The sequence below is a fragment of the Nitrosospira briensis genome (assembly GCF_900115125.1).
In the GTDB taxonomy this organism is placed as follows: Bacteria; Pseudomonadota; Gammaproteobacteria; order Burkholderiales; family Nitrosomonadaceae; genus Nitrosospira; species Nitrosospira briensis_A.
The window spans coordinates 50712-74347 of record NZ_FOVJ01000006.1 but is presented as its reverse complement, the minus strand read 5'-3'; the positions used below and the strand labels follow the sequence as shown (position 1 = coordinate 74347).

Here is a 23636-nt window from a genome sequence, read left to right as displayed (position 1 = left end):
TTGAGCCAACGTCTAGAGAGTGGCGTTGAACGGAAACAACAGCGGTCCGATTAAGCTGTTCAGTGCGATAACGTACGGTTTTGCCCGCATATCGTGAGTAATATAGAACTTAGCGAGTTGCGTGCAGCGAGCGATTTTTTTTGGTTTTGGAGATCCGGCGGGCTGTTCCGCGTGGCTTGCAATATCGATCGACTAAAACTGTCGCGGCCAGGCCAAGTGCGAAACTGCTGTACACCATTACCAGGGCGCGTTGTGACAGCCTGTTCTCAAACCCTGGTGTCAATCGTTGAGGCGTGAAGTGAAAGTCGACTGCGTAGGCCGCAGCGGCGGCTGCAACGGCGGGGGCCAGTACGGCGGGGACGTTTTTAGCCGGTGCTAAACGCTGGCGAAGCTTTTCATACCAGATTGCCCAAAAAACGGATGCGGCATGATGTATTGCATAACCAACAATCGTGTACCGGAGACTGAAGCGGTCCTGATATGGCGCATGTCTTCCCCAAATCCATTGGCTTGGACCATTAACGGGGGCAGCCGACTTGCCTAATTCAGCCTTGCCCAGGAGCGAAAGTGCAATAGTTGAAGCAACGCTCGCGACAGCACCTGAAACCAGGGCCTTGCGAACCACATGATTCCAGTTTTTTTGAAGGCGGGACATGACTGAAACTATACTGTATTTTTATCTTGTAATGCCATCCGGCTCAAGAAAATCACGCCTGGCAGGGCGAATTCGAACCATCGGATAATGCCGACCGTTTTGATTACGGGCGCAACCGGCTTCATAGGAAGTCATTTGGTCGAGGCATTGGCTGGCGCCGGATATAAGGTTGTATGCGCTGTAAAATCGCCTCCGCGGGAAGATTTCGGCCGGTTCCCCTTTATCAGGGTCGATTACACTCGTGACTTCGATATCGACGTCTGGAAGCCGCGGCTGGAGGGTGTCGAAGTTGTGATCAACGCGGTAGGCATAATACGGGAGCATGGGCGGCAAACTTTCACGGCGCTTCATGATCGCGCTCCCCGGGCGCTTTTTGCCGCTTGTGCCGCGGCGGATGTTAAAGTTGTGCAAATATCCGCGCTGGGGGCGGATGAGAATGCGCGAAGCCGCTATCATCTCAGCAAGAAAGCCGCGGATGATGCCTTGCTTGCATTGCAAAACAGGGCAGTGGTCGTGCAACCGTCACTCGTATATGGACCAGGTGGAACAAGCGCGAAGCTTTTTAACCTCATCGCGAGTTTGCCTGTTATTCCCTTGCCCGGATCTGGCAATCAGCAAATACAGCCGATTCATGTCGATGACCTGACCCAGGCCGTGGTCGCTTTGGTCGAAACCGATCGATATCTCGGTCAGCGTATACCTCTTGTCGGTCCGGAACCTCTTGCCTTGCAGCGTTATCTGAGTGAACTGCGCCGTCTTATGGGTTTCGGTCCCGCCACGTTTCTACACGTTCCCATCCCTCTCATTGATACTACCGCCCAGTTTGGCCAGCGGTTGGGGAAAGGCCTGCTGGATGTGGAGACATGGCAAATGCTTCAGCGGGGAAACACGGCGGACCCGGGACCGACCCGTGAGCTTTTGGGCCGCGAACCCCGGCCGGTCAAAGAATTCACCTCCCGATGGCAAGCGGAGGAACTCCGCATATCGGCGCTCTTGAGCTGGCTACAGCTTGTACTGCGCATGTCCCTCGCCGCAGTATGGCTGGTTGCCGGCATCGTATCGATGGGTGTTTATCCGGTAGACGAGAGCTATGCCATGCTTGCGCGCGTGGGAATTACCGGCAGCATTGCACCTGTAGCGCTTTATGGCGCCGCCGCGCTCGACTTTGCCTTCGGCCTCGGAACCTTGTTCCTGCAACGCCGGAGGTTGCTCTGGATAGCCCAGGCCACGCTTATTGGCGTTTATACAATCACCATTACTTTTTTCCTTCCCGAGTTCTGGCTGCACCCTTTTGGCCCGTTAATAAAAAATCTGCCTATCCTTGCGACCATTTTATTGCTGTATCAACTGGAGAAGCATGGCTCCAAGCCCGGCAGTTAACCCGCACCCCGAAAACCACTGTTTCTGCCCGCCCATCTGCTGGATTCAGGAATAATGGATTATATTACCGTTAAGTGGTTGCATATCCTTTCCTCAACAATACTCTTTGGCACGGGCATAGGCACAGCCTTTTACATGTTCTCTGCCAGCTTGACCAGGAATCCCCCGATTGTTGCCTCAGTCGGCAGGAATGTTGTTACGGCTGACTGGTTGTTTACCGCAACAACCATCATTATTCAACCCGTCACGGGTTTTTATCTCGTTTATCTGGCGGGTATTCCTTTGACGAGCCGCTGGATAATATGGTCGATTGCCTTATATCTCCTTGCCGCTGCTTGCTGGATTCCTGTGGTATGGCTGCAAATAAGAATGCAACATCTGGCAGCCGACGCCAGCAAGAACGAAAGTGGTCTGCCGGCTTTATATTGGCGCTACTTCCGATTGTGGGTCGGGCTTGGCATTCCCGCATTCATCGCACTGGTCATTGTGTTTTATCTAATGGTGGCCAAGCCGGTATGAGGAGGGTAATGAACGGTCCTGCCATTTGCCGGCAATGCCATGAACGATAATTGCGTACTTCACGAGTGCCCGGTCGCACTCCTTTTGATAGACGTGATCAATGACCTGGAATTTCATGAAGGTGAAAAACTTGTCGAGCACGCCATGCCCATGGCTCGCCATATCGCGCAACTTAAGCGTGAAGCAAAAAAAAGCGGTATTCCCTGCCTGTATGTGAACGATAATTTCGGACAATGGCAATCGGATTTCAAGCATCTGGTGGCGAGTTGCGCGGGAGACGAGGTGCGCGGGGCTCCGATCGCGAGGGAACTTGCTCCTCAGCAGGATGATTATTTCGTCCTCAAGCCCAGGCATTCCGGTTTCTTTCAAACACCTCTGGATCTTCTGCTTCAGAATCTGCGTGCGAAAAAATTGATTCTCTGTGGCCTTACCACCGACTCCTGCGTCTTGTTTACAGCAAATGACGCGTATCTGCGGGGTTTCGAAATTCTTGTTCCGGCTGATTGCTGTGCTGCTGTAGCCAAACACAGGCATCTTGGGGCGCTGGGACAGATGCGCAGGACATTGAAGGCCGATACGACGGCATCGGCTCAGATCGAACTTGAACAATTGTTCGAGAAAAACGGATCTCATGATTAGAAGACAGGTCAGGCCACGGCACTGGAGGGAGGCAAAATAGCCGCATAGAGAACCAATGGGGGCGGCATCGGTCATACCGGACTAAAGTGGTAAACGGCGGTTTCGCTGCACGACGCCCCAGCCGTTTTCCTCGTAATCGCCCATAATTCACATGATGACAATTTCTTGACTAAACCCTCATTTAGCTTTACATTGCGTTGTCCTCCCGCTTGGCAATTCATATCTTTTCTCTCCAGTACCCATTCTAAAAGGTCGCAAGCATTATGACTTTAGGTCTTATCGATTTACCCTGGTGGGGTTATATCGCGGTTACTCTCGGTCTCACCCATATAACCATCGCAAGCATAACTATATATCTCCATCGCCATCAGGCTCATCGCGCGTTGGAGTTGCATCCCCTGCCCAGCCATTTTTTTCGGTTCTGGCTATGGCTTACTACCGGCATGGTTACAAAGGAATGGACGGCAATACACCGTAAACATCACGCCAAGTGCGAGACTCCGGACGATCCCCATAGCCCCCAAGTGCTCGGTATCAAAAAAGTACTGAGGGAAGGCTCCGAGCTCTACCGGAAAGAAGCCAAGAATATGGAGACCTTGGAAAGGTATGGCCACGGTACTCCTGACGACTGGCTAGAGCACAATGTCTATTCCAGGCATAGCGCCAAGGGTATCGCGCTGATGCTGATCATCAATCTCGTTCTATTCGGCCCCATTGGGCTGACGATCTGGGCGATACAAATGGCATGGGCTCCCATCATGGCCGCGGGTATAATCAACGGCGTGGGACACTTCTGGGGTTACCGCAATTTCCAGGCGGAGGATGCCAGCCGCAATATCTCGCCCTGGGGGATTCTCATTGGTGGAGAGGAACTGCACAACAACCATCATGCCTATGCTACTTCGGCGCGGCTATCGAACAAGTGGTACGAATTCGACATCGGCTGGATGTATATATGCATCCTCAAAGGGATGGGTTTGGCTCAGGTGAAGAAAGTGGCGCCTAAATTGCGTCTTGATACTGCCAAGACAAAATGCGACCTTGATACGCTGCAAGCTGTCATTTCTCACCGCTACGAAGTGCTGGCAAAATATGCCCAATCTCTCAAGCATACGCTGGCGATGGAGATCGATCATCTCAAAGATACACATGTTGGTGTGGATCGCTCCACCCTTAAGCGATGGGTACTCGCCGACTCCAAGACCCTGCAGGAAGATGAGCGCGCCAAGCTTAATCTGGTGCTGAGCAAGACCAGTACGCTGGACAAGGTCTATAAGATGCGTGAAGAGCTTATGGCTGTATGGCAACGCTCGACTACTTCCAAAGATGAGCTGGTCAAACAGTTGGAAGACTGGTGCCATCGTGCCGAGGAAAGCGGCATTGAAGTACTGGAAAATTTTTCGCGCAGATTACGCTGTTACGCCTGAGAAAGAAATAAGCAGATCAAAACAAGAAACCCGCCGATGGCGGGTTTCTTGTTTTGATCTTGCATTTGTTTGCCTTAGACTTACTATGTTCCTTCTCGTATTTATTTCAAGGCTGCATGCCGTCGCGGCAAGCCTCCAACTCTATTTGAGCTTGGTTTCCTTGTATTTGACGTGCTTGCGCACAACCGGGTCAAACTTCAAAATTTCGAGTTTCTCCGGTTTGGTGCGCTTGTTCTTGGTGGTGGTGTAGAAGTGGCCAGTTCCCGCTGAAGATTCGAGCTTTATTTTCTCTCTCATGATAAGTCCTTATATTACCAAACCTGAATACAGTTTCAGGCTTTTAAATGTTGTTTCCACGCGCCCGCATATCGGCCAGCACCACGTCAATGCCATTCTTGTCTATGGTACGTAACGCAGCGTTGGATAGGCGCAAGCTGATCCAGCGGCGCTCGCTTTCAACCCAGAATCGGCGGCACTGCAAATTGGGCAGAAAACGCCTTTTTGTCTTGTTGTTAGCGTGGGAAACATGGTGGCCGGTCATAGGTTTTTTTCCGGTAACTTCACATACTCGTGCCATGGCGATCCACTCCAAAATCCAAAAACGAATATTATATCCCGAGTTCCGGTATTTCCTCAAATCAAATCAATCCCCGCTCCGCAAAGGACATGGCCGCCCCGTTACCGACGATAAAATGATCCAGGACTTTCACGTCCACCAGCGCAAGCGCCTGTTTTAGAGACTGAGTCAGAATTTCATCGGCGTGGCTGGGCTCCGCAATACCGGAGGGGTGATTATGAGCGAAGATAAGGGCCGCCGCATTGTGATGTAATGCTCTTTTCACTACTTCGCGCGGATATACGCTGGTTTGTGTGAGTGTACCCGTAAACAGTTCTTCCGCCGCAATCGAGCGATTCTGAGCATCAAGAAAAATTGCTACGAAGACCTCATGTTTCTTGCCCTGAAGAGTAAGCCGCAAATAGTCGCGTACCGAGTTCGGCGAACTCATGGTATCGCCACTTTTCAGTTTTTCCTCCAGCGCACGCCGCGCCATTTCCAATACCGCCTGTAACTGCACATATTTGGCGGGACCCATCCCCGGCATTTGGCAAAAGGCATTCTGATCGGCGGCAAACAGCCCAGTCAAGCTCTTGAAATGATTCAGCAGTTCACGCGCCAGATCCACTGCGCTTTTCCCTGCCATGCCCGTACGCAGGAATATGGCCAGTAGTTCCGCATCGGAAAGATGGTCTGCGCCATTTTTCAGCAGTTTTTCCCGTGGACGTTCCGATTCGGGCCAGTCTGTGATCGCCATTCAGGGGTGAAGTATCGAATAAAAGTTGAAGTTAAAAGGCATGCATTTCCAATGGTTAACGGCAGAGAGCGGCACTCCTGTAAAGAAATGCCGGTTTTAGGTTAAACTCCTGTTTTTATAAATTGATTAATAATGATGACCGAGATGGCCCCGCGAGGGTCCAGGCGATTGCTGCTGGGGCTGACCGGCGGAGTAGCCGCTTATAAAGCTGCGGAACTGGCGCGTCTCTTATTACGCGACGGTGTGGACGTGCAGGCGGTAATGACCCCGTCAGCCTGCCGCTTTGTTGGAACGGCAACGCTGCAGGCGTTGACCGGCAAACCTGTATTTACCGAACTCTGGGATGCCGGCGTTTCCAACGGTATGGCTCATATTGATCTTTCCCGCTCGGTGGACGCTATTCTGATTGCTCCCGCCAGCGCCGATTTTATTGCCAAACTCGCCCATGGCCTCGCCGATGACCTGCTCTCGACATTGTGCCTTGCGCGAGACTGTCCCTTGCTGATCGCACCGGCGATGAATCGCCAGATGTGGGAAAATCCGGCGACTCAGCGCAACCTGGCTGCTCTGCGAGGCGACGGTATTACCGTACTCGGCCCCGCCAGCGGCGTCCAGGCTTGCGGAGAGATCGGCGTGGGCCGCATGCTGGAAGCGCATGAACTCGCTGACGCAGTCCATGCATTTTTTCAACCCGGGGTGCTGCGAAGCAAGCGCGTGCTCATCACTGCCGGGCCAACCTATGAGGCGATCGATGCAGTTCGCGGAATCACTAATCTGAGTTCAGGGAAAATGGGTTATGCAGTAGCCCGCGCAGCACTCGAAACGGGAGCGGAGGTCATTCTCATTTCCGGTCCTGTTTGCCTGGACACCCCGCCGGTCGCGAAGGTTGTCAGGGTTACGAGCGCGCAAGATATGCTGGTGGCCGTGGAAAACGAGATTTCGCGGACCGACATTTTTATAAGTGTAGCCGCCGTAGCCGACTATCGCGCCAGAAACGCCAGCACGCAGAAGGCAAAGAAAACAAATGGTAATATCACGTTGGAACTCGCCCCGAACCCGGATATTCTCGAGTACGTAGCGGGTCTGCCCAACCCGCCCTTCTGTGTAGGGTTTGCCGCGGAGACTGAAAATCTTGAGGAGAATGCACAAGCCAAGCGGCAAAGGAAAAAACTGCCGCTCCTCGCCGCCAATCTGGCCCAGGACACCATCGGCGCCGAGGATTGTGTGTTGACGCTGTTCGACGATGCAGGTAAACATCTTTTATCAAAAGCGCCAAAGCTCGAGCAGGCGCGGCGCCTGATCAGGCACGCTTCATTGCTCTACGAAGAACGTCAAAAACGGTGACCGTCTGTAAATGCTGAAGATAGATATCAAGATTCTCGATCCACGTTTGGAAAAGCAGTTGCCGGCTTATGCGACTCCCGGCTCCGCCGGCCTTGATTTACGAGCCTGCATTGACCACCTAATGACGATTGAGCCTGGCGCGGCCCATCTCATTCCTACCGGCATCGCCATTCATCTTGCCGATCCCGGATTGGCTGCGATGGTGATCCCTCGTTCCGGGCTGGGCCACAAGCATGGCATCGTGATGGGAAATCTGGTCGGACTGATCGATTCGGATTACCAGGGGCAGGTATTCGTCTCCTGCTGGAACCGCGGGCATATCCCTTTCCTGCTGAATCCCCTGGAGCGCATCGCGCAACTCGTGGTGGTGCCCGTAGTACAGGTCGAGTTCAATGTCGTCGCTGACTTTGAGCAAAGCCACCGGGGTGCGAATGGCTTTGGCAGTACCGGAAAGCACTGATGCGTATCTTTACAGCCTTTTTGGCTTTGCTGCTATCGGCGCCCGCCGTTGCGCAGGCAAGCGCAGAAATGCCGGTACGCCAACTCAGGATTTCAAACCATGCGCTTTCAGTTGAAGTTGCTTATACGCACGCCACTCGTTCGCAGGGATTGATGTACCGGCAGTCATTGGGGGAAAACAGCGGGATGCTATTCGTATTTCCCCAGCCCGACCGCTATAGCATGTGGATGATGAACACGGATATACCCCTCAGTGTCGCTTTTCTCGATGAAGGGGGCGCCATTCTCAACATTGCCGACATGATGCCCCGTACTGCCACGGCGCATCGCTCCGCAGGCGCATCGAAATACGCCATTGAGATGAACCGTGGGTGGTTTGCAGCGAGAAATATTAAGCCAGGCGACCGGGTGACGGGGCTCGACAAACTGCCGGCAGCAGAATGACTTCAGTCCTTGGGCGAGATTCAATTGCCTGTACCTGACTCGCTCCCTTGCCCGCTTCATCGCATGCCTGGAAGCATCCCTTTCATGCTTCGCATCATTTTGGCCATTCCACCTTTGCTCATCATCTTCATCATTTTCTGTGCTTGCTCGAATTGTGCCAGCAAGCGATTGACTTCCTGTACCGTAACCCCGGCGCCGGTGGCGATACGGCGTTTACGCGACGCTTTCAGTATTTCCGGCTTGGCGCGTTCCTGGGGCGTCATGGCGTTAATGATACCTTCGGTACGGCCTATGACTTTATCGTCTACTTTTACGTTCTGGGCGGCCTGGCTCAACTGGCTAGGCAGTTTATCCATCAGGGCGTCCATGCCGCCCATGTTTCTCATCTGTTGAAATTGCATTTTGAAGTCGTTCAAATCGAAGCTTTTGCCCGATTTCATTTTTTTGGCAAGTTTTTCGGCCTCGTGCTGATCCACGCCCCGCTGGGCTTCCTCGATCAAGCCCAGTACATCCCCCATGCCGAGAATTCTTGATGCCATGCGGTCGGGATGAAATGCCTCCAGTCCCGTCAACTTTTCAGCTACACCCGCGAATTTTATCGGCTTGCCAGTAACATGCAGCACCGACAGCGCGGCGCCCCCGCGTGCATCGCCGTCAAGCTTCGTAAGGATGACTCCGGTCAGCGGCAAGGCATCGGCAAACGCCTTGGCCGTATTGACCGCATCCTGCCCTTGCATGGCATCCACCACGAACAATGTTTCGATCGGGTTCAACAGCGTTTCAAGCTCGCGGAGTTCCTCCATCATGGCTTCGTCAATGGCAAGTCTTCCGGCGGTATCGACTATCATTACATCGTGAAAGTGCCTGCGGGCAAAGTTCAACGCGCCGGCTGCTATTTCTTTCGGCTGCTGGCCTGCCTGAACAGGGAAAAACCCGGCCCCTGTTTGGCGGGCCAGCAGTTCCAGTTGTTGGATGGCGGCCGGGCGATATGTGTCACAGGAAACAAGCAATACTTTTTTCTTTTTTTGCTCCATCAGCCACTTCGCCAGCTTGCCGCTGCTGGTGGTTTTGCCAGCTCCCTGCAATCCCGCCATGAGGATGACCGCTGGCGGTACGGTAGAAAGATTGATGTCGGCCTTTTCACCTCCCATCAGGGCGACCAGTTCCTGATGCACGACACCCACCAGCGCCTGCCCTGGTGAAAGGCTGCCTATCACTTCCTGGCCGACAGCTTTTTCCTTGACGCGTGCAATGAATTCCTTGACCACCGGCAAAGCAACATCGGCCTCAAGAAGCGCCATGCGTACTTCGCGCAGCGCCTCCTGTATATTTGTTTCTGTCAGTCGTGCTTCACCTCGCAGGGTCTTGATAACGCCGGAAAGGCGGCTGGTAAGATTGTCGAACATGCAAAATGCCTCTCAAGAAAAATTGGTGTAGACTAATCGGACGTTCCGCTTTAATCTGCAATATCAATGTCCGGTATTCTAGCCTATCTCGTCGCCTTCCTGCTGTATGGACTAATCGGTTGGCACTTCTGGCGCACCCGATGGAACGCGCCCGTGACATGCGCGGGCGAAAGCGGCATCAGTTCGGGATGGGAACGGTACGCTCTTCTCGCACCCCTGGTGCTTCACGGTTACACGCTTTATGAATCGGTGTTCGCAAATGGCGCGTTAAGTTTCGGCGTAGGCAGCGCTGTCTCCTCTATTGTTTGGCTCACAGCGATGATTTACTGGCTGTCCGGGTTCTTCTACCGCCTGGAAGGCCTGCAAACTCTGGTTGCGCCGGTAGCGGCCGTAGCGGTACTGCTTCCGCTGGCGTTTCCCTCGCTGCGCCCTCTGGCCAACACTGAATTGCCGGCTTTCAAGGCTCACATTTCTATTGCAATGTTGGCATACAGCCTGCTGACCATCGCCGCGCTTCACGCACTGCTCATGGCAGTGGTCGAGCGTCGCCTGCATCACCCGGCAATGCCTTCGGTTCTGACGAATCTACCTCCGCTTCTGGCAATGGAAACGTTGCTGTTTCGCGTTATCTGGGTCGGATTCATATTGCTTACGCTGACGCTTATCAGCGGTATTGTTTTTTCAGAAGAGGTATTTGGCCAGCCACTGAAATTTACTCACAAATCCCTTTTCGGCTTCGTTTCCTGGGGCGTATTCGCCGCCCTGCTGGCCGGGAGGCAGTTCTACGGCTGGCGGGGACGTATTGCGATTCGCTGGACGCTGGCAGGGTTTATCTTTCTGCTGCTGGCCTATCTCGGCAGTAAATTTGTATTGGAAGTGATACTGCAGCGCTAACAGCACTGTGTGCTGGAAACGAATATCGCTGAGGCGCGGGGGCGTATCGATACAACAGTATTCCCTGACGCCGTCCTCTGCCGGTCCTGAATTTTTTCTACTTGCATAAAGGCGTTTCTATTGGAAGACATGCCGCTGTATGTGCTGCTGATAGCGCTGGCTGTTCTGTTGATTCTATCTGCGTTTTTTTCCCTTTCCGAAACCAGCATGATGGCGATCAACCGGTACCGGTTGAAGCATCTTGCAAAACAGGGACACCGCGGCGCCCGCTTGACCACCCGGCTTCTGAGGAATACCGACAGGCTTCTGGGCGTCATCCTGCTTGGCAATAATCTGTTGAATGCCGCAGCGGCGACGCTGGTGGCGGTGATTGTTTCCATTTCCTTCGGTCAAAGCGACCTGGCCTTGTTTTTTGGAACGGTAGGCGTCACTTTTGCCATTCTGGTGTTCAGCGAAATTACACCGAAGGTTATCGCGGCCGCCTACCCGGAGCAAATCGCGCTCGCGTCCAGCTATGTGCTGACACCGTTACTGAAACTTTTTTATCCGGTGGTATGGTTCGTCAATCTGTTCGTGCAGGCGCTGCTCATTATGCTGCGCTTGAAGCCCGCAGCGGATAACGGCACACAAAAAATCAGCATGGAAGAACTCAAGACGCTGGTGCTGGAAGCAGGACACTTCATTCGGAAAAAGCACCAGAGCATGTTACTGAATCTATTCGATCTCGAAACCTTTACCGTTGACGATGTCATGGTGCCCCGCGGCCAGATAGAAGCCATAGATCTCGACGACGACGATGAAACCATCCACAATCAGTTACTCACCTGTTACCACACGCGCCTTCCGGTGTATCGGGGAACGCTGGATAACGTGGCGGGCATTATTCACGTGCGGAAAGTGTTGAATCAGATGAGAAGCGGTGAAATCACCTCTGCGACATTGGAAAAAATCATGCGTACGCCATATTTTATTCCTTCCGGCACCCCGCTGTTTTCGCAACTGCAACTGTTCCAGGAAAATCGCGAAAGAGTGGGCCTTATAGTGGACGAGTACGGCGAATGGATGGGATTGGTAACGCTCGAGGATATCGTCGAAGAAATCATCGGCGAATTTACCACTCACGCGCCATCGCAAGTAGGTACATTTTTGAAACAGGAAGATGGCAGCCTGATAGTGGAAGGAAGCACGCTGCTCCGCGATCTCAACCGCAAGCTTGGCCTGGCACTGCCGCTGGGGGGGCCAAAAACCCTCAATGGCCTCATCCTGGAGCACTTCCAGGATATTCCTGAAGCAGGTACCAGCCTTAAAATTGCCGGCTATCCGATGGAAATCATCCAGACCCAGGATCGAGTGGTCAAGGTAGTACGAATCTTTGCCACTTCAGCGCCAACAGAGCAAGAAGGGCCACTGGGCGAGTACACCGAATCGTAGCTACGGCAGATCAGATGTCATTTATTCACCTGTTGCAAAACTCCCCGGCTTTCTTCATTTCGTTCTGTTCCATCATCGGTCTGGCAATGGGCAGTTTTTTAAATGTGGTTATTTATCGCCTGCCAAAAATGCTGGAGAGAGAATGGCAAGAGCAATGTGCCGAGTTGCGCGGCGAGCCGGTCGAGGTTCGGCAACCATATAATATCGTTGCCCCTCGTTCCGCCTGTCCTCATTGCGACCATAAAATAAGCGCACTTCAGAATATTCCCTTGATAAGTTACCTGGCGTTGAAAGGCCGTTGCTCCGTGTGCCGTGCAACCATCTCCCTGCGCTATCCTGCTATTGAAGCATTGACCGGCCTTATCAGCGGTTTTATTGCCTGGAATTTCGGCTTTGGTCTCGTAGCCTTCGCCGCCCTGGTTTTTGCCTGGGCGATGATTGCCCTGGCATTTATCGATATTGATACCCAACTGCTGCCCAACGACATTACCTTACCTCTTTTATGGACTGGATTGTTGGTCAATTCAGGCGAAGGTTTCACCGACGTCCGTTCTGCGGTGATTGGTGCAGTTGCCGGTTATCTCGCCTTATGGTCGGTATATTGGGGCTACAAGCTCATCACCGGCAAGGAAGGCATGGGTCAGGGCGACTTCAAATTGCTTGCCGTCATCGGCGCATGGCTCGGATGGCAAATGCTGCCGCTGGTCATTCTATTTTCTTCCCTGGTCGGTTCCATCGCCGGGCTCGGACTGATACTGATAGGAAAGCACGGACGTCACGTTCCCATCCCGTTCGGGCCGTATCTGGTCGGCGGGGGTTTCATCGCATTGTTCTGGGGAAATCAGATCAATCGCGCCTATTTTAATTTGGTCTAGCCCAACCATGCCCTTGATGATTGGTTTGACCGGGGGAATTGGCAGCGGTAAAACTACCGCTGCGAACTTCTTTTCCGATCTTGGAGTCGACATTATCGATACCGATGTGATTTCGCATGAGCTTACCGAGCCGCAAGGTGGTGCGATCGCTGCGATTCGCGAGGTTTTTACCAGCAAATTCATCACGGCGGAAGGCGCCCTGAAGCGAAAAGAAATGCGCGGCCTGATATTTTCCGATAGCAACGCACGTCAAAAGCTTGAAGCGATATTACACCCGCTCATCCGCGCTGAAGTGTCTCATCGTGTTGAGCTTGTCTCTTCCGTCTATGGAATAGTAGTGGTGCCGCTATTGCTTGAAACCGGCCAGTACCGGGATTTAATCGGGCGTGTGCTGGTGGTGGATTGCAGCGAGCATGATCAGATTGCCCGTGCTATGGCTCGCCCTGGGCTGGGTGAACAAACAGTGCGTGCCATCATGGCGACACAGTATTCGCGCGAGGAACGGCTGCAAAAAGCGGACGATGTGATCCTGAACACGTCGGATATGGCCCATCTGGAGCGTCAAATAAGTGTTTTGCACAGGAAATACATCGCTCTGGCAAGCAGAAGTTGACTCCCTGCCGGCATTTCACATTCATTACATATCGATTTGATTGTAAAATCATCTCTTATAGCGCAATATCGAATAACCCTTTTGCTATTCTGCTTCGTCGACCGCCGTGATTTGTTACGAACATCCCCTTAATGAGCGAATTCGCATGCTGCTGCGGCTTGAGGACTTGTTTGACAAGGTCGCCTTCTTTTCTGAAAAACAGGATGCTTTCGACCATCACTCCGCGCTGGTGACGCTGTTTGAAATTCTGGATGTGACGAGCCGTACCGACATGAAATCGGACTTGTTGCAGGAACTGGAACGACAGAAACAGGCACTGGAAATACTGCGCGGAAGCCCGAAGATTTCCGAAGGTGCCCTGAATCAGGTGTTGGGGAATATCCAGGTCGCCTCCCAGGGCATGCTGAGTATGCCGGGGAAAATCGGTGAGCACCTGCGCGATAACGAGTGGCTGATGAGTATCAAGCAGCGAGTCGGTATACCCGGTGGTGCCTGCGAATTCGACCTGCCCTCTTATCATTACTGGTTGCATCTGGATCACGCGACGCGGCGGAGTGATCTTGAGGAATGGCTGGGGCCTCTGCTGCCGATCGAGAGGGGCTTCAGCATTGTTTTGCACCTGTTACGAAACAGTGGAAAAAAGTTTCGACACACCGCTCAGCGAGGCGTATTCCAGCAGATGGGGCCGGGGCGTGTTGCCCATATGCTGTCCCTGAAAGTAGACGACAGCCTGCCCTGTGTCCCCGAAATCAGCGCGAATAAGTACGCGCTTAACATTCGTTTCGTCACATCGGGTGCGAGGCAAAAACCAAAAATACATGAAGAAGACGTAGAGTTTGAATTGACCTTCTGTAATTTATAAGCTTTCGGTTCGATTCAGCCATGACAATTGTTCTTGAACCCCGCTATCGCGGGGTTTTTTGTTTTTTGCCCTGGCAGGGACTATCATGACATTGGGGATTTTATATAGAGATAGCTGAAAACGTGAGCGTGAGGAACAGGCGATTTCTGAGCACATTCGATAAATGGAGAGATGAACATGGGCAAACAGATGATCCTGCACGGACGAGCCTGGATAAAGGCAGCTGCGGCGGGGTTAAATATTGATGCCCGTTGCGCGTAGGCATTAAAGGGAAATTGGATCATCTGAAGCCAACTTTGGTCGATCCACGGGATTAATGACGAGCATCTTCATCAGTTATCGGCGGGACGACAGCGCTGCTTCTGCTGGGCGCTTATATGATCGTCTGGCCCATCACTTCGGCAAAGAACAAGTTTTCCGCGATCTGGACGCCATTGCGCCCGGCGCCGTGTTTTTAGAGGTTATCGAAGATCGGATTGCTCAGTGCAATGTCCTGGTAGCTGTTATCGGCAAAAATTGGGTCAACATCAAGAATGTAGCTGGGCAACGCAGACTTGATGACCCAAAGGACGCCGTCAGAACCGAGATACGGGAAGCGCTCAATCAAAAGAAGCTTATCATCCCTACGTTGATAGGAGGCGCAGAGGTTCCAATACCTGAGGAGCTTCCGGAAGATATCGCCGCGCTTGTAGGCCGAAACGCGATAGAGATCACGGAATCCCGGTTTGATTACGATGCAGGCCGCGTGATCGAGGCAATAGAAAAGGCGGGGGTGACGTCCACGCAAAAGGAAATGCCTTCGCCAGCCCCCCAGGGGCCATGGGCCGTAATAAGTAACAGAACGAACCAACGCACCTGGAAGTTTATCGGTAGCGGTATTGCAGTCCTGGTTGGCGCAGTGTGGACACTTTACACTTACTTTTCCGATAAGGAACCTGCTCCAGCCAGGGGCCCGACTGTCACCGCATCAGGTGGAGGCATCGCCGCCGGCCGCGACGTACAGATCGCCGGCCGCGATATAAACATCGGTTTGTCCCCTCTGGAATTCGAGGAATGGCGCCGCAAGCTCAAGGAAGAAGCGCTCGCTGAACTTGGCAAAGAATTTGCGAAGGAAAGGCAGGCCGACCAGGAAAAGATCGCCGCCCTCGAGCTCAAGATCCAAAAAGCCAGCGCCGATCTGGAGTCTCCTGAAGAAGCCACGGCAAGATACAACGCCATCCTTGCGAGCGCCGACAAAAGCCTGCAGGAAATAGTGCCAGACGTTCCCGAATCGGTTCTTGGACAAGCACGTGAACTGCTCTTCAAAGGCGACACGGCAAAGGCCGAGCAGTTGTTCGAGCAAGCGTTGGGAACCGATACCAAGCGTGCCGCAGAAGCCGCATTCCAGTTGGGCGAACTGGCGTTGAGCAGGATCGACTACATCAGGGCACGGAAATATTATCTGGAAGCCGCACGGCTTCAACCGGAGAATGCCAACTACATCAACAAGGCAGGGAAGATCAACCATGAAATGGGCCGCTACTCCGAAGCGCTAGCATTCTATCAAAAAGCCCTTACCGTTCGAGAAAAGTCGCTTGGCCCCAACCACCCCGACGTAGGCGTAAGCCTGAACAATCTTGCAGGGTTGTATCACGACCTGGGGCTATACGCCAAGGCCGAGCCACTGCTTCGACGCTCATTGGAACTGATGACAAAGGCTCACGGTCCAGACCACCCGGATGTTGCCGTTTGCCTGAACAACCTTGCAACCCTCTACTACACTCAGGGCGAATACGCAAAGGCGGAGCCCTTGTATCAGCGTTCATTGAAGATCGGGGAAAAAACCTATGGTCCCGACCATCCCCATGTAGCGGTAAGGCTCAACAATCTGGCAAAGGTCTATTATGCCCTGGGCCAATACGTCAAGGCCGAACCGTTGTTTCTGGGATCACTGAAGATTTTTGAAAAAACACTGGGCCCGGACCATCCCCATGTGGCGACAAACCTCAGCAATTTGGCTGGGTTCTACTATACTCTCGGCGAATATGCAAAGGCCGAGCCCTTGTATCTGCGCGCGCTCAAGATTCGCGAGAAGGCCTTTGGCCCAGAGCATCCGGATGTGGCGGCAAGCCTCAACAATCTCGCCACTCTTCACTATGCCCAAGGCCATTACGCCATGGCCGAGCCGTTGTATCAGCGCTCGTTGCAGATTCTCGAAAAGGTCCTGGGCCCGGATCATCCTCACGTGGCAGCCAACCTCAACAATCTGGCGGAACTCTACCAGGAGCAAGGCCAATACGGCAAGGCTGAGCCGTTATATCAGCGGTCGTTGAAGATTTGGGAAAAAGCCCTCGGCCCCGAGCATCCCCACGTGGCCGTGAGCCTCAACAACCTTGCCGCCCTTTACTATAATCAACAGCAATACGCCAAGGCCGAGCCGTTGTTTCAACGGTCACTAAAAATATGGGAAAAAAGTTTGGGTCCCGATCACCCTGATGTCGCAAACGCCCTGAAAGCCTATGCTGACCTGCTCGATAGAATGGGACGCGCTAAGGAAGCAGCATCAAAGCGCGCCCGTGGGGAGGTGGTTCGGAAAAAACATGAGCTGACACATGTTACCGGTAATGCGAACAAGTAGAGCTAATAAACGACTGTTGCTTTAGTCAGGGGCATTTTGAAATATTCCTTTGGTCCCGACCACCGAGCTGTGGCGGTCTGCCCGAACAATACGAATCCTCGAATACCACAAAGCGAAGATGCGGCAAGGCGGAAACCTGTGCTCTTATGCTAGCTAACCTTAGTCTCGTCGGTTTCATTGCTCGTTGTAGAAAACAAAATGCTTAATCTGAGGTAAGCCAGCAGCTTCGAATAACCCGTCCTAGGAGGGTAGCGCCGTCTAACAATGCCTTGCAGGCTGACCGTCGCCTGTATAGCGCTTGGGCGTGGTAAGCGCTTACGGCAGGTGTGAAACGAAAATTTATTCGCACCACCTAATAGTGAGTGCGCAGTGCCTGCCGGTAGTAGAGAATCTGCTTGATGTAAAGCTTGAAGCGACTGCATCCCAATCAGGCTTGGGTATCAGATATTATCCTTTGGCATCAGCCCAAGGCTGATTTTATTTGATTGGCATATGGCGAACGTGCATGTATGCCCGATATAGTCGTTATTGCCGGCGTTTGCGTAGCTGAGAAACCCAAAATGGCTTTTCTCGCCTTTCTGGCCCCATCTAGGGGTCGGCGATCTGCGTTTCGATGCAGCGAGTTGAAGTGCGATTAATGCCATTCCCATGCTACCAGTATGCTCTCGTCTTCGTTGATCTTGAGTGCACCGGTAGCAGTCAGCTCACTAACAGGATGAACAATCGTTACACTCACTTACGTTTAATGGGTTATAACAATGGGCCGATAGGGGGTCGCCGTGGCCATCAACACCCGCAGGACACCAAGCGCATGGAGGATGATCCTTGCATATCCCTTCCCCATCCCTCGTTAAACTCGAACAGCAGGATGAGCAATCTTTACACTCTTTGGGCCTGGACGGGTTGTAACAATGTGCTGGTTTGGAGTCGCCGTTGCGATCAACACCCTCGGGACACCAAGCGCAATGAAGATAGTGTTTGCATGCCCCTTCCCTTGTTAAATGTGAACACCAGCTTGGTTTGTAACCAGCCCTGTAACCAGCACCGTAATCAGCACTGACACTACGAGCACGGGATAACTTCGTCAATAGAACTCCAGCAAGAAGAATGTTAATGCCGTAATAGATTATCTTGGGATCAATTTTTTTGCGTATATCGTCTATTGAAGGGCGCGTTACTCTATTAGTAGAGTAGGCAAGTTTTTGTATCAGTTTCTCTTTGGCCTGATCTAATTCAGGCTGTGATAAAGTAGGCACGCGTCGGATGAAATCGTCCAATTCCGCCCTTAGGTCCGCGATCTTTTTCCGCGGGGCTGCGCGCCGCCGTTTGCCGACCGTTTTAGTATCTGGTTTCATTTGAGACTCCTTCAGTTTTAGCGGGAAATGGGCGTTTCTGATGCCTCAATTGCGATATTAATTTCGGTGTGTCTACAACAAATTGTTATGCTTATCCCGCTTAAGTGAATAAACCCACTAGCCTTAGTGTCCGTTGAACTTAATTAGAATTGTCCGATGTATATACAGCATAGATTGGTTCCTTTAAAAGTTTAATGTAAGCCTCAGAAAAAATGTTCGACTTGGGATGAAACGTGGGGCTGTAATTTCGTTGGATTGAAAATTGGTGCTCTTGAAAAAGAAATCCTGATCAAGAAGGTTTCTGCCCTCGAGACTTACAATACCTCTACGATTAGGAAAGCGATAGCCAAGAACTGCGTCGAGCAGCACGAAATTATCATCTACAGTTCTCTGTACCGATGACTCCGTTCGTCTCAACTCTTGCCTGACATATGTCGTCGTGAACGTAGCAAATATTCCTGATGGATTGAAGTAGTTAAAACTTACTGGTGCGCTTAAGGTTTCAATCCGATTAGGGTCAGCGACGCCCAGCTCAGCCGGAGCGCGCATGAATTTCTCAAATCGGGGCTCGCCCCGGATTGCCCAGTATGGGTGAGGAACCCAGTAGAGGTAAGCGTAGTAAAGCCGCTCTTCTTGCTTCTGCTCCCTCGCGGGTTCATCGCCGATGAATTGGGGAACCATAAGATCACGTGCGGATACCTCAAGGCCGCCGTACAGGTTAGCCGCGACACGAGCATCCAGCCCGATCCCCTTGCGCCGAGCTTTAGTACCATTAACGTCATCGAACAGTTGGTTAAAACCCGCCACTTGAGTTGGTTCGATGGTCTGATTTGCAATCAAAAATGATTTTACCGTCTCGAACCATGCCAGCCGGAGGCGCAGACTATCGGTAATATTCCATTGCATGCCAAGTTTGGGATTAAACTTATTGACTTCGAAGTCTGCTCGACCTTTTAAGGAGTCATAGCCTAAGCCGAGAGTCCAGCTTAAGTTTTTGATCGGACTAAAGTTCATATAAAAATAACCAGTATTCCGCCAGTTTTTAAAATGAATATCGCTGGTTAAGCCAGAATTTCGAAGTATTTGATCATCAACCCCAAACTGAAAAGTACCAGCCCCGGCAAGTAAGTTAACGCGGTCGCCTCGGAACAAATATTGAGTTTCAACTTGATAGCCCGAGTCCTTCGTTCGATTCACGCGGTTCGGGTTAGGAGATATGTCGGTCCTACGGTCGTTATACATAGCTGAAACAATAAAATCCTGCCTTGGCGACAACGAGACTCGCGCTCCTACACGGGCCGTGTCCTGAGTTAATTCTCGCCGATCGTCAGGGTCGAAGGGTTGATCGAACTTAAGCAACAGGTCGCCATTTTCGGTTTTGCGGGTACGCACCTCTGCCTGAACGTTGAACCTAGGCGTTACCGCGTACTGGAAGAAGGCGTTGTATACGTTGTGCTTCTGATCGTTATTGTCACGAAAGCCGCTAGTGTTGTAATGAAACTGACCAACACTGACTGAAGCGCGGCCATAAAGTGCCGAGAGCACAGCTTCGTCCCCTATCGTGCCATGGTTTCCTACGATCCCTGAGGCTACGAGTTGAGGTTTATTGCGCTCAACTAGTGGCGTGAATTCGTTGAAGCCGGCTACTGCCGGTCCGCTACTTGTGATGATATTAAGATCGGCTACAGTAAGATGAGGTTGGACGGGGTTGACGTTTATCGGTTGCAGCAGTTGAGCTTGCAACAACTCGCTTGCACGAGCGATTTCGTGCCAGGGAACATTACGGTAGGCATCAGAAAGAAACCGATGGGACGAGTGACTGCCCGGATCAAGGCTTAGGGATTTTGCGGTTTCCATGAATGCGCGCTTTTCGAACCCCAGATTGTCGTAAATACGCGCCAAGCTGGACCCGCGGGCTGCCTGATCGCGATCCAATAGCAGCTTTGAGCGGTAAACTGCCCGGTTCTCGTTGAGTTCGATGGATTTTTGCAAGTCCCAGAGCGCTTCCACTGGCCGGTTCTGCGTCTGCTTCTGGATTGCATCATAAAACCAGGGCGTGGGGTCGTTGGGATCGAGTGCCTTCGCCATATCGAACTGCGCCTCAGCAAGGTTGTAGCGCTTCTCCTCAAAATACGCCTTGCCCAGATAGCTTCGTATCAGCGAGTTCATTGGATCGAGAGCCGCTGCAATCTCCATTTCCATGCGCCCCGCTTCGACATCTCCCTCGCGTAATTTCGCGAGGCCCATACCGAGCCTCGGCATGGGATCTGCCTGATCCAGTTCGATTGCGTTGGTGAAAGCCGCTTTGGCTGCTTCGGTATCGATTCGGGTCAAATGAGCAAATCCCAGCACCATTTGTACCTTTGAGAGATTGGGATTCAATTCGACTGCGCGTTGGGCTGCTTCCAGCGCGCGATCCAGATAACCAGTCGACATATGCAGTTCAGACAAGCGCGCCCAGATGAGTGCATTTTTCGGTTCCAGCTCCGCGGCCTTCTGGACGCTCTCAAGTGCTGCCTCAATCTGGAAGTGCGCTTGCTGCGCATAGGATAGCGCCAGCCGAGCACCGGAGGATTCCTGATCGAGCTCGACTGCCTTTGTCGCCAGGGCTAGTGCTTGCTCCTTATTGTTTTGCACCACCGCAATGATTGCTTGCAGCGCGTAGGCGTCACTGTTGCCGGGTTCCAGCTTGAGCGCTTGTGCGATATCTGCTCTTGCTTCCTCCACCCGCCCGACTGAGAGTAAAAGGCCTGCTCGGTAGGTCAAGAAGCGGGGAGAATGTGCACTTTCAAGTACGCCACCCAGCGCAGCCAGCGCCTCGCGCAGCTTACCCTGTTGGTACAATTCAATAGAGGAGCGCAATGTTTGTGCAGCCGCTTCATCGGGCAACTTCTCATCCAGGCGGTAACTGATGATGGTGGGGTAATGCAAGGCCCATTGAACCGCATCTGTAGGACGGATAATCTCTGCCTTTCGGGGCGACTGATTTCCGACAACAGAAGCTGCTTCATTGCTGACCAGACTGATGCTCCCTTGTTCGTTGCTGGCGGATACCGTGCCCTCGTAGATCACCAGCCTTGCGCTGTTCTGATTGGTGCCAATAAAGAATTCGGTCCCTTCGATATCGGCTGTAACAAGGCGTGTTTTAACCCTGAATGGCTTGGGTGTACGGGTGATGACGAAGAGGGCGCCTGTGACCAATTCCACCAGTGCAGCCTTATCCGGACCTTGTGCGGCGAGCGTGAGGACGGTCTTCTGATCGAGCCGCAGCGTGCTCTCGTTGCTGAGGCGCAATGCCGCCCGACTGTGCTCCCTGACACGGACCGTATCGCCAGCGCAAAGGGCAATGTTCAGTTTCGCTGGTTGCCAACTGACCTCCTTGACGCGCCGAAGTTCGACAGCTCCTTGCACTGACACGACCATGGCCATCGCGGGCGTGCAGAGTTCAGCGGCTTGAACATCGAGCGCCATATTTAATATTGCCACTACGACAACCAACAAGGCCGCAGCCGGAGATTTCCACATATGCTGTGGTTGGTGTGAGCTTCGCGGATTATCTTTCATCTTCTCCGCCCGGAGCCAGGGAATGCCTTTTTCTTACATCAATAGAGGACATATTTCTTGGGTCTATATAGGTATAAAAAATCTTTTTTTAGGCTCGCACTTCAGTAATGTGAACCCGAGCCTTTCCAAGCGCTACGCCTTCGTTGTAATGCCCCCGATTTCATTGTTGTTTCGAGCAATATCAATGCCAAGGTTCGCGCTGATATAAAAGCACAGAAAATTCAAGCTCCTGCGACAAACAGCTTCCGCAATGTAGGGGTTATTTTATTCATATCATAGCAATCAGTTGGAAGACAAATGCATATCAGTACGCATTAACTTCAGATCTATCAGTACGTTATATGATTGGGTAAAGATTGACCCGGGGCTGGGTTGAAATTAACCCGGAATGGATAAGTCATGTCTGTGAAACATGCATGATTGCTCAGCCTGTGGCTGGAGCACCGGCAATAGCACGACGATGATGGAGGGATTTTGCAAAAACGATGATTTGATTCAAATCATGCGATGTGAGGATATGTTGCCGAGCTATACCCGGACAGGTTTAAGGAATGGCGGAGTGAACAGTCCAGAAGTATCTGGAGATAGAGGAAGTAACGCTTACATGTCACGAATATTCTTGTCCATACTGTGCTTTTTTAACAGCTTCCCAAACGCACGCCGGTCTTTTCCCACCAAGCTCGCAGCCTTGGTCACGTTACCATGGGCCTTGGTCAAGGCTTCAGCAAGATAATATTGCTCGAATTTCGCAATCGCATCATTTTTTGCCTTGGTAAAATTCAAACAGCTTAAGTCGGGACGGCGCCGGTCGAACTTGTGCCGGCGTTCCACCATTACCGGTTCAAGTGGCGCAATATTGAGAATTGGCTCATCAGCGAGCAGATATTCGCGATAAATCAGATTTTCCAGTTCGCGAATATTGCCCGGCCAGCTATATTTACCAAACCAGGCAATAGTATCGGCGTGTAGCGTTTTGGCGCCGCGATTAAAGCGTGCCGCACACTCTTGCAGAAAGTGGGTTGCCAAAAGTGCCGCATCGTCTTGGCGCTCACGAAGCGGCGGCAATGTAAGATGCATGATCTTGAGACGAAAAAAGAGATCGAGCCGAAATTCACCCATTTCTGCCAACTGGGTCAAATTCCTGTTACTGGCAACAATCACCCTTACATCTGCAGAGCGCGCTACGCCCCCTCCCAGTGGAAAATACTGCTGATCCTGAAAAAATCGGAGCAGGGTAACCTGCGCTTTCGGAGTCAGCGCATCGACTTCATCGAGGAAAAGCGTTCCGGATTGGGCATGGGCGATAAGGCCGTTTCGCTTCGACTGGGCACCTGTATAAGCGCCGCGCTCGTGGCCGAACAGCTCATTCTCGACCAACGTGTCGGGGATGGCGCCGCAATTTACTGGAATAAAGGGATGGCCGGTCCTTGTCCCGCCATCGTGAATTGCCCGTGCTGCCAATTCTTTCCCAGTGCCGGTTTCACCCTCGATGAGCACGGGCGCGTCACAACGCGCGATTTTGTCAATTAGCTGAGTAATTTTTACGAAAGCGAGCGACTGTCCGATCATATTTTCCTGAAAATTAAGCAATTCGATAACAACGTTATTTCATGGGGAGTTCTAAATACCCACTTGCAAATTACTTTTCGCTTTCGCATTAGAAGACAAGATCAAGCACCGGGATAGCTGTAAAATTTTACAGGTAGCGACTATTGCCCGAATCATGCATCTCCATGCAGATCGCGCAAGTCCTTTTGCTTTTGATTTGGCTAATAAGATAAACTTCCGGCCTGTCTATCTATAACAACAGTCCAGCCACAATCTGTCAGGGCCTTTTAC

Annotated in this window: 20 protein-coding genes; 13 read left to right on the top strand and 7 right to left on the bottom strand. The window is 52.2% G+C overall.

Going from position 1 to position 23636, the window contains the following annotated elements; all coding sequences use genetic code 11:
* Positions 1–109: 109 nt before the first annotated feature.
* Complete coding sequence (locus BMZ14_RS11655) at positions 110–655, bottom strand: hypothetical protein (protein ID WP_074797737.1); 546 nt, start codon at positions 653–655, stop codon at positions 110–112.
* Between the two features lie 87 nt (positions 656–742).
* On the opposite strand from BMZ14_RS11655, the gene BMZ14_RS11650 reads away from it, so the two are divergent.
* The 4 genes from BMZ14_RS11650 to BMZ14_RS11635 all read left to right on the top strand — a co-directional run bounded on the left by BMZ14_RS11650 (position 743) and on the right by BMZ14_RS11635 (position 4620).
* Entirely contained in the window at positions 743–2035 is a 1293-nt protein-coding gene (locus BMZ14_RS11650) for an SDR family oxidoreductase (protein WP_074797735.1), read from the top strand.
* A 54-nt stretch (positions 2036–2089) separates the two neighbouring features.
* On the top strand, positions 2090–2554 hold the full coding sequence (locus BMZ14_RS11645) for a DUF2269 family protein (RefSeq protein ID WP_074797733.1): 465 nt from the start codon (positions 2090–2092) through the stop codon (positions 2552–2554).
* A gap of 39 nt (positions 2555–2593) precedes the next feature.
* Positions 2594–3193 carry a cysteine hydrolase family protein gene (locus BMZ14_RS11640; protein ID WP_074797731.1) on the top strand — a complete coding sequence of 200 codons (600 nt, stop codon included), beginning with the start codon at positions 2594–2596 and terminating at the stop codon, positions 3191–3193.
* Positions 3194–3456: 263 nt separating this feature from the next.
* A complete protein-coding gene (locus BMZ14_RS11635) occupies positions 3457–4620 on the top strand; it encodes a DesA family fatty acid desaturase (protein ID WP_074797729.1) in 1164 nt (387 codons plus the stop codon).
* A 141-nt stretch (positions 4621–4761) separates the two neighbouring features.
* Here BMZ14_RS11635 and rpmG read toward each other — a convergent pair whose 3' ends face one another.
* The 3 genes from rpmG to radC form a co-directional block, all read right to left on the bottom strand.
* Positions 4762–4917 (bottom strand): 50S ribosomal protein L33, encoded by a 156-nt coding sequence (gene rpmG / locus BMZ14_RS11630; protein ID WP_074797726.1) that lies wholly within the window; start codon positions 4915–4917, stop codon positions 4762–4764.
* A gap of 43 nt (positions 4918–4960) precedes the next feature.
* Positions 4961–5197: a 50S ribosomal protein L28 gene (gene rpmB / locus BMZ14_RS11625; RefSeq protein ID WP_074797724.1), complete on the bottom strand. Its 237-nt coding sequence runs from the start codon at positions 5195–5197 to the stop codon at positions 4961–4963.
* Between the two features lie 61 nt (positions 5198–5258).
* Complete coding sequence (gene radC / locus BMZ14_RS11620) at positions 5259–5933, bottom strand: RadC family protein (RefSeq protein WP_074797722.1); 675 nt, start codon at positions 5931–5933, stop codon at positions 5259–5261.
* A 132-nt stretch (positions 5934–6065) separates the two neighbouring features.
* Between radC and coaBC the strand changes: the two genes are divergently transcribed.
* From coaBC to BMZ14_RS11605, 3 genes are read left to right on the top strand one after another with little or no spacing between them, the layout of a single operon-like run.
* Positions 6066–7277, top strand: coding sequence for a bifunctional phosphopantothenoylcysteine decarboxylase/phosphopantothenate--cysteine ligase CoaBC (gene coaBC / locus BMZ14_RS11615; protein WP_256208601.1), 1212 nt, complete (start codon positions 6066–6068; stop codon positions 7275–7277).
* 10 nt (positions 7278–7287) lie between these two features.
* Positions 7288–7737, top strand: coding sequence for a dUTP diphosphatase (gene dut / locus BMZ14_RS11610; protein ID WP_074797719.1), 450 nt, complete (start codon positions 7288–7290; stop codon positions 7735–7737).
* Complete coding sequence (locus BMZ14_RS11605; protein WP_074797717.1) at positions 7737–8180, top strand: DUF192 domain-containing protein; 444 nt, start codon at positions 7737–7739, stop codon at positions 8178–8180. Before dut ends, BMZ14_RS11605 begins: the two co-directional genes overlap by 1 nt.
* A gap of 56 nt (positions 8181–8236) precedes the next feature.
* Here the strand turns inward: BMZ14_RS11605 and ffh are convergent, their stop codons facing one another.
* Entirely contained in the window at positions 8237–9586 is a 1350-nt protein-coding gene (gene ffh, locus BMZ14_RS11600; RefSeq protein WP_074797715.1) for a signal recognition particle protein, read from the bottom strand.
* 66 nt (positions 9587–9652) lie between these two features.
* Here ffh and BMZ14_RS11595 point away from each other — a divergent pair, with 66 nt between their 5' ends.
* The 6 genes from BMZ14_RS11595 (at position 9653) to BMZ14_RS11570 (ending at position 16878) form a co-directional block, all read left to right on the top strand.
* Positions 9653–10480 carry a cytochrome C assembly family protein gene (locus tag BMZ14_RS11595; protein ID WP_074797714.1) on the top strand — a complete coding sequence of 276 codons (828 nt, stop codon included), beginning with the start codon at positions 9653–9655 and terminating at the stop codon, positions 10478–10480.
* 129 nt (positions 10481–10609) lie between these two features.
* Positions 10610–11911 (top strand): HlyC/CorC family transporter, encoded by a 1302-nt coding sequence (locus BMZ14_RS11590; RefSeq protein WP_177186978.1) that lies wholly within the window; start codon positions 10610–10612, stop codon positions 11909–11911.
* A gap of 14 nt (positions 11912–11925) precedes the next feature.
* Positions 11926–12786, top strand: a complete 861-nt coding sequence (locus BMZ14_RS11585) for a prepilin peptidase (protein ID WP_074797710.1) — start codon at positions 11926–11928, stop codon at positions 12784–12786.
* A gap of 7 nt (positions 12787–12793) precedes the next feature.
* The gene (coaE, locus tag BMZ14_RS11580) at positions 12794–13399 is read left to right on the top strand and encodes a dephospho-CoA kinase (protein ID WP_074797708.1); all 606 of its coding nucleotides are present in this window, start codon (positions 12794–12796) and stop codon (positions 13397–13399) included.
* Between the two features lie 106 nt (positions 13400–13505).
* On the top strand, positions 13506–14261 hold the full coding sequence (gene zapD, locus BMZ14_RS11575) for a cell division protein ZapD (protein ID WP_074797704.1): 756 nt from the start codon (positions 13506–13508) through the stop codon (positions 14259–14261).
* Between the two features lie 316 nt (positions 14262–14577).
* On the top strand, positions 14578–16878 hold the full coding sequence (locus tag BMZ14_RS11570) for a tetratricopeptide repeat protein (RefSeq protein ID WP_074797703.1): 2301 nt from the start codon (positions 14578–14580) through the stop codon (positions 16876–16878).
* A gap of 1538 nt (positions 16879–18416) precedes the next feature.
* Here the strand turns inward: BMZ14_RS11570 and BMZ14_RS11560 are convergent.
* A complete protein-coding gene (locus BMZ14_RS11560; RefSeq protein WP_083396771.1) occupies positions 18417–21797 on the bottom strand; it encodes a tetratricopeptide repeat protein in 3381 nt (1126 codons plus the stop codon).
* Between the two features lie 600 nt (positions 21798–22397).
* The gene (locus tag BMZ14_RS11555) at positions 22398–23366 is read right to left on the bottom strand and encodes a sigma 54-interacting transcriptional regulator (protein WP_074797701.1); all 969 of its coding nucleotides are present in this window, start codon (positions 23364–23366) and stop codon (positions 22398–22400) included.
* Positions 23367–23636 lie beyond the last annotated feature (270 nt).